The sequence below is a fragment of the Streptomyces albidochromogenes genome, assembly GCF_005981925.1.
Classification (GTDB): Bacteria; Actinomycetota; Actinomycetes; order Streptomycetales; family Streptomycetaceae; genus Streptomyces; species Streptomyces albidochromogenes.
Map to the genome: position 1 here is coordinate 1 of NZ_VBVX01000711.1, position 681 is coordinate 681.

Consider the following 681-nt stretch of genomic DNA (forward strand, 5'->3'; position numbering starts at 1 on the left):
CTATTATTCCATGCTAATATATTCGAGCAAAGGCCTGCTTTGAACACTCTAATTTTTTCAAAGTAAAAGTCCTGGTTCGCCAAACACCACAAGGGCGAAAGGTTAGCCAGAAGGAAAGGCTCGGTTGGGTCCAGTACTCGCCAAAAAGGCGGACCGGCCAACCAAGCCCAAGGTTCAACTACGAGCTTTTTAACTGCAACAACTTTAATATACGCTATTGGAGCTGGAATTACCGCGGCTGCTGGCACCAGACTTGCCCTCCAATTGTTCCTCGTTAAGGTATTTACATTGTACTCATTCCAATTACAAGACCCGAAAGGGCCCTGTATCGTTATTTATTGTCACTACCTCCCCGTGTCGGGATTGGGTAATTTGCGCGCCTGCTGCCTTCCTTGGATGTGGTAGCCGTTTCTCAGGCTCCCTCTCCGGAATCGAACCCTTATTCCCCGTTACCCGTTGAAACCATGGTAGGCCACTATCCTACCATCGAAAGTTGATAGGGCAGAAATTTGAATGAACCATCGCCAGCACAAGGCCATGCGATTCGAAAAGTTATTATGAATCATCAAAGAGCTCCGAAAAGCATTGATTTTTTATCTAATAAATACATCCCTTCCAACCAGTCGGAATTTTTAGCATGTATTAGCTCTAGAATTACCACGGTTATCCAAGTAGTAAAGG

At 45.2% G+C, this 681-nt stretch carries 1 rRNA gene; it reads right to left on the reverse strand.

Annotated features, from left to right (window positions below):
* Nucleotides 1-211 precede the first annotated feature (211 nt).
* Nucleotides 212-681, reverse strand: a 16S ribosomal RNA gene (locus E2E34_RS37745); the annotation flags it as partial.